Annotated in this window: 5 protein-coding genes; all 5 read right to left on the bottom strand. The window is 69.8% G+C overall.

Going from position 1 to position 5828, the window contains the following annotated elements:
- Window positions 1–466 (bottom strand): GNAT family N-acetyltransferase (locus tag VED21_RS29390; RefSeq protein WP_324888816.1); only part of this gene is annotated, 466 nt, incomplete at its 3' end.
- Complete coding sequence (gene nadE / locus VED21_RS29395) at window positions 463–1470, bottom strand: NAD(+) synthase (protein WP_324888817.1); 1008 nt, start codon at window positions 1468–1470, stop codon at window positions 463–465. The genes VED21_RS29390 and nadE, both read right to left, overlap by 4 nt.
- Window positions 1471–1513: 43 nt before the next feature.
- Window positions 1514–3568 (bottom strand): asparagine synthase (glutamine-hydrolyzing), encoded by a 2055-nt coding sequence (gene asnB / locus VED21_RS29400; protein WP_324888819.1) that lies wholly within the window; start codon window positions 3566–3568, stop codon window positions 1514–1516.
- 27 nt (window positions 3569–3595) lie between these two features.
- The gene (locus VED21_RS29405) at window positions 3596–5125 is read right to left on the bottom strand and encodes a class I adenylate-forming enzyme family protein (RefSeq protein ID WP_324888821.1); all 1530 of its coding nucleotides are present in this window, start codon (window positions 5123–5125) and stop codon (window positions 3596–3598) included.
- 74 nt (window positions 5126–5199) lie between these two features.
- Entirely contained in the window at window positions 5200–5493 is a 294-nt protein-coding gene (locus VED21_RS29410) for an acyl carrier protein (RefSeq protein ID WP_324888823.1), read from the bottom strand.
- Between the last annotated feature and the right edge of the window lie 335 nt (window positions 5494–5828).

Genomic DNA, 5828 nt, shown 5'->3' on the forward strand with positions numbered 1-5828 from the left:
AGGGGGCCGGGTCGATGACCCGCACATAGGTCGGCACGCTGCCCAGGTCGATCCAGCCCGCCCGCTTGTACGCCTTGTAGGCGGCGTCGGACGGGGCCAGCGAGACAGTGGCCTCGTTGCACATGGCGTGCGCGTCGCTCAGCGCCGGGCCGACGCCGCGCAGGCGCCATTCCGGGGCCACCATCAGGTCGATGGACCAGGATGCGCGCAGCATCCGCTCCCCCGCCTTCAGGCGGAAGGGGATGCCGCCCTGCTGGCCCACCACGGCGTCCTTGCGCTTGCAGACCCAGAGCTGCACCCCCTCCGGGTCGGGACGGGGCACGTCCTCGAAGAGCCAGCGGTGGTGCTCCGGACGGTGCTGCATGGCGCGTTCACCGAAGTGTTCGCGCTGGAACGCCGCCAGGGTGGGGCGGTCGCCCGGGTCCAGCCGGGCGATGCCACGCTGGGCCCAGGCGACGACGCTCACGCGTCGCTCCCGTCCACGTCGACCGGCTGCACCAGCAGGGCGTCGCGCAGGATGCGGGCCGACGTCCGCCGCTTCAGCGCGATGTCCTTGTACACGCGGCGCACCTGCTCGGCCGTGATGCCCAGGCCGGCGGCGGCGTCATCGGCCGACACGCCGTTGCCGAAGGCGAACAGCGCCAGGTCCAGCTTGTCGTAGGGGAGCGCGTAGTAGAACTCCTCCTGCGTCTGCTCCAGCGTGTAGGTGTCGGTGCTGGGCGCCTGGCTTTGGATGTCCTCCGGCACGCCGAGGTAGGCGGCCATCTGGTAGACTTGGCTCTTGTACAGGTGCGCGATGGGCTTCAGGTCGGCCAGCCCGTCGCCGCCGCGCACGAAGAAGCCCAGCTCGTACTCCAGCCGGTTCGGCGTGCCCAGCACGGCGTAGTTCAGCGCATCGGCGTGCGTGTATTCGGTGGTCTTGCGCAGGCGCTGCTTCAGGTTGGTGGCGGCGACCACGTCCAGGTAGACGTCGACCGGCATGCGGCTGGTCTGCCGCTCGCCGTCCGGCGATTCCACGGTGATGGTGAAGTAGTTGACGCGGTCGTGGTCCAGCAGGCCGCCGGCCAGCCCGATCTTCTGCTTCCAGCCCGCGCCGTATTCGGGGAACAGGCGGCGGATGGCGCTGTCGCGCCGCTCGTAGCAGCCCATCGCGGTCAGCGAGGCGGTGAGGTTCTCCATCACCGGCTCCACGCCCAGGCCGGCGCACAGCAGGCGGCCGCGCCGGGTGCTGTCGGGGGAGGATTCCTTCTCCGGCATCAGCAGCAGGCGGCAGCGGTCCGGCCCCAGGGCCCGAACGGCCAGCGTCGCGCAGACCGCGGAGTCGATGCCGCCCGACACGCCCAGCACGATGCCCTGGCGGCGCAGGTCGACGGCGACGATGCGGCGGATGGACTCTTCGATCTCCCGCGCCGCGGCGGCGCAGTCCATCTCGAGCATGCGGTGATCGAACGGATGCAGGTCGTTCAGCATGAGGTGTGATTCCCCGGTTCGCGAGAGTGTCGGATTGGGTCGATCAGGCGGCGTTCGCCGCCGCGCTCTGGTCGTCAATGGATTCTTCAAGAAGGGAATTGGGGTGCTCTTCGAGCACGTGCGTGGGCACGGCGTCGAGGCGGCGGCGCGCCTCCTCCGCCTTGCCGGTGAAGGCGTCGAGGTAGTCGTGGGCCAGCATCTGCAGGGTCAGCGTGCCGACCAGCGCCATCTCCTCGCGCTCGCCGGCCATGCGGCCCTCCTGCCGGTGCGCGCGGCTTGCGAGCTGCGCCACCCCCGCCGCCTCGACGAGGCCGTAGCGGGCGAGCATGGATTCCGACAGCAGGTCGCGCACGTAATCCGGCGCGTCCGGCCCGAACAGCGCGGTGGTCATCGGCGCGCGGTACGGGCGCTTGGGCCGGCTGCCGATCTCCGCCGGCAGCAGGTCGGCCGCCAGCCGGCGCAGCGCCAGCTTGTCGCGCAGGGCCAGCATCTTCACCCGCGGCGGCAGGGCGTTGCACAGCTCCACCACGTCGGGGTCCAGGAACGGGTAGCGCACCTCGATGGAGTGCGCCATCGCCACCCGGTCGCCCTGGCTGGACAGCAGGTAGGGGGTGAGGAACGCCTCCATCTCCACCTGCTGGGCGCGGGACAGCGCGTTCCACCCCTCCCACCCGGCCGGCATGCGGGCCAGCACCTCCGCCTCCCAGCGGGCCGGGTCGGCGGCGGCGCGCACGTCGGGGTTCAGAAGGCGCCACGTCCAGGCGGTGTTCTGCCAGCGGATGCGGTGCGCGTAGAACGGATCGTCGGTGTCCATCAGACCGCGGCGGAAGAAGGCCTGCCACAGCGGGCTCTCCTTGGCCCCGGCGGCGGCCGCGAAGGGATGGATGCGGCCCAGGAGCTTCGGGCGCAGGCGGGAGTCCGGCCGGCGCGCCCAGAAGCGGCGGATGCGGTCCTCCTTGAAGATGTCGTAGCCGCCCAGCAGCTCGTCCGCCCCCTCGCCCGACAGCACCACGCGGATGCCGTTGTCCTGGACGAGGCCGGAGAGCAGGTAGAGCGGGGCGGGCGCGGTGCGCAGCAGCGGCGCCTCGCCGTGCCAGACGACGTTGGGCAGGGCCGCCTGGATCTCCGCCGGGCCGCAGACGATGTCGTGGTGTTCGGTCCCGACGAAGCCGGCGACGATGCGCTGCTGCGGCGTCTCGTCGAAGGCCGCGTCGGCGAAGCGCACGCCGAAGGAATGCACCTCTCCCACCTTGCCCCAGCGCACCAGCGCGGCTATGACCGAGCTGTCCAGCCCGCCGGAGATGTAGACGCCCACCGGCACGTCGGCACGCAGGCGCAGCTTCACCGCGTCGAACAGCTTGTCGCCCAGCAGCTGGCTGGCCTCCTGAACGGAGACGTTCGCCAGGGCCGGGTCGCCGGCGAGGTTCGGCGTCCAGTACCGCTCCTCGCGGATGGTCAGGTTTTCGTCGATGCACAGCGCCGTGGCGGCCGGCACCTGCTGGACGCCCGCGAAGACGGAGCCCTGCGGGGCGACGCTCCAATGGCTGAACACCTGCGCCAGGCGCGCGGCGTCGAATTGCGGGGCGATGCGGCCGCCGCCGAACAGCGCCTTCACCTCCGATCCGAAGACCAGATGGTCGCCGGCGCGGGCGAAGTGCAGCGGCAGGATGCCCATGCGGTCGCGCACCAGCCACAGCTTGCGCGTGATCGTATCCCACAGGCCGATGGCGAACTGGCCGTTCAGCTTGGCCCAGGTGGCGGGCCCGTACTCCTCGTACGCGTGGACGATCACCTCGGTGTCGGTGTTCGTGTAGAAGCGGTGGCCGCGCGCTTCCAGCTCGCGCCGCAGCTCGACGTGGTTGAAGATCTCACCGTTGAAGGTGATCCACAGCGTCCGATCCTCGTTGTGGATCGGCTGGAAGCCGCCGGCGAGGCCCACGATGCTCAGGCGCGCGTGGGCGAAGCCGCAGCGCTCGTCGCGGTAGAAGCCATAGCCGTCGGGGCCGCGGTGGCCCAGCATGGCGATCATCCGCCGCAGCTCTTCCAGCGCGGGGGGCTCGGCGCGCGGACCGGCCAGGACACCGGCGATTCCACACATGGTCGGCTCTCCTCGGGGATACGGGCGTCAGGCGGATTCCGCCAGGTCGGAGCGCTTGAGCTTGCCGGACTCGGTCTTCGGCAGTTCGGCGCGGATCTCGAAGAACTTGGGCACGAGGTGGCTTTCCAGCCGCGCCCGGCAGTGCTGGCGCACCGCCGCCTCGTTGATCTCGGCGCCCTCGCGGGGCACCAGGAAGGCTTTCACGGCCATGCCGTCGGCCGGGTCGGGCACGCCGATGACGGCGGCTTCGGCGACCTCCGCCAACTCGCACAGGACGCCTTCGACCTCCTTGGGGCTGACCTTCTCGCCCCGGCATTTGAAGACGTCGTCCTTGCGGGCGACGAAGTACAGGAACCCCTCCTCGTCGGCCTTGAACAGGTCACCGGTGTGGAGCAGGCCGTCGCGCACGCGCTTGGCCGTCTCCTCCGGCCGCCCCCAGTAGCCGCGCATGACGTTGGCGCCGCGCACCACCAGCTCGCCCACCACGCCGGGGGCGGCGCGGTTGCCGTCGTCGTCGACGACGTAGGCCTCGCAGTTGGGGATGGCGGTGCCGACCGACGCGGTCTTGTCGTGCAGCCGGGCGGGGTCCAGCGTGCAGATGCGCGTGCTGCACTCGGTCATGCCGTACATGGAATGGAACGTCGCCTGCGGGAACAGCTCCACCACCCGCTTCAGGTGCGCGGTGGGCAGCGGGGCGGCGGCGTTGGTGAGGTAGCGCAGGCAGGACAGGTCGGCGGTCTTCGCCGCCTCCATCTGCAACAGCGTGGCGAACAGCGTCGGCACGCCGGGCAGGCCGGTGACGCGGTGCTCCACCATGCGCTTCAGCGTGTCGGCCGGGTAGGCGAAGGAGCGTTCGATGACCAGCGTGAAGCCGACCAGCGCCGACGTCGTCACCTGCGACAGGCCATAGCCGAAGGTCAGCGGCAGCACGCACATCACCACGTCGTCCGGCGTGTTGCCGAGGTAGGAGGCGATGGAACGCGCCGTCGCCACCAGGTTGGCGTGCGTCAGCATGACGCCCTTCGGCTTTCCCGTTGTGCCGGAGGTGTAGAGGATGGCGGCCAGATCCTCGTCGATCAGGCCGAAGACCTCGGGCGCCGGGGCCGGCGCGGCGACCGCCTCGGCGTAGCTGGCGGCGGCGCCCGCGCCGTCGGGGACGGCCGGGCCGACCCACAGCGTGCCCTGGACGGACGGTGCGTTGTCCAGGGCGGGCAGCACCGTGCGGGCCAGCGCCACCGGCGCCACCAGCGCGGTCACCGCGCAGTCGTTGAGGATGTAGGCCAGCTTGTCGGCCTTAGTGGAGGGGTTGACCGGGACGTACACCGCCCCGGCCTTCATGGTGCCGAAGAAGGCGGTCACGTATTCGACCGAGTTCTCCAGCATGATCGCGACGCGGTCGCCCCGCCGCACACCCATGCGCCGCAGCGTCCCCGCCACGGCGTCGCTGTCGCGGTCGAGGTCCGCGAAGCTGCGCCGGTTGGAACCGGCGATGAGCGCCGTCTTGTCCGGAACCCGTCGGGCCGTGTCGGCCAGAAGGTGGTGCACCAGGAAGACCATCGGCGATCCTCGGTCGATTGTGCGGGGGCGTAGGTTGGGTTTCCGGCGTCGCCTCGACCCAACCTACGGGGGCCTCAAGCCGCGTCCTTGAGCGTGCGCTTGCGCTCGACGAAGCCGGCGATGCGTTCGACGGAGTCGAGGTTGTCGGCGATCAGGTCGTCGTCGTCGATGGCGATCCCGAAGCTCTCTTCCAGGAAAGCCACCACGTGCATGATGCCGGTGGAGTCGATGATCCCGCTTTCCAGCAGCGATTCCGCGTTGTCGAACCCGGAGTCCTTGCCGAGCAGGAAGTTTTCGACGATGAACGCGCGGATCTGCTGGGTGACGATGGACTCGATCGTCGGCTCGGTGTTGGTGGCGGTCAGCATCACGAAGGCACCTCCTTCAGAAATTTTGAGGGAACCGGCCGTCGGCGGGGGAAGTCGTTCCGCACCAGCCAGCACCGCCTCGTTCCACGGGGCATCCTGCCCCCCGATTGACGGGGCGTTCTGCCCCCCGATTGGATGATCCGGTCGATGATCCGGTCGCCCGGTCCTATACGTTCAGGCTAATCAGATCCTTGGCATCGCACCCCGCCGCAGTCTCGTGAACACCACTCCAACTTTATTGCACTCGATTGCGGGCGTTGCGAGGGGGCAAAGGATGCTAGGGCTTTGATGGTATCGGTAGACTTTTGGGAAAGGTGGTAACCGCAGTTAATACT

Origin of the sequence: Azospirillum sp., from assembly GCF_035627195.1 — a bacterium.
Lineage (GTDB): Bacteria > Pseudomonadota > Alphaproteobacteria > Azospirillales > Azospirillaceae > Azospirillum.

What these genes read in the sequence shown, in the direction of transcription:
- asnB (WP_324888819.1), bottom strand. Translation starts at nt 3,568, where the DNA reads ATGTGTGGAATCGCCGGTGTCCTGGCCGGTCCGCGCGCCGAGCCCCCC.
- VED21_RS29405 (WP_324888821.1), bottom strand. Translation starts at nt 5,125, where the DNA reads ATGGTCTTCCTGGTGCACCACCTTCTGGCCGACACGGCCCGACGGGTT.
- nadE (WP_324888817.1), bottom strand. Translation starts at nt 1,470, where the DNA reads ATGCTGAACGACCTGCATCCGTTCGATCACCGCATGCTCGAGATGGAC.
- VED21_RS29410 (WP_324888823.1), bottom strand. Translation starts at nt 5,493, where the DNA reads ATGCTGACCGCCACCAACACCGAGCCGACGATCGAGTCCATCGTCACC.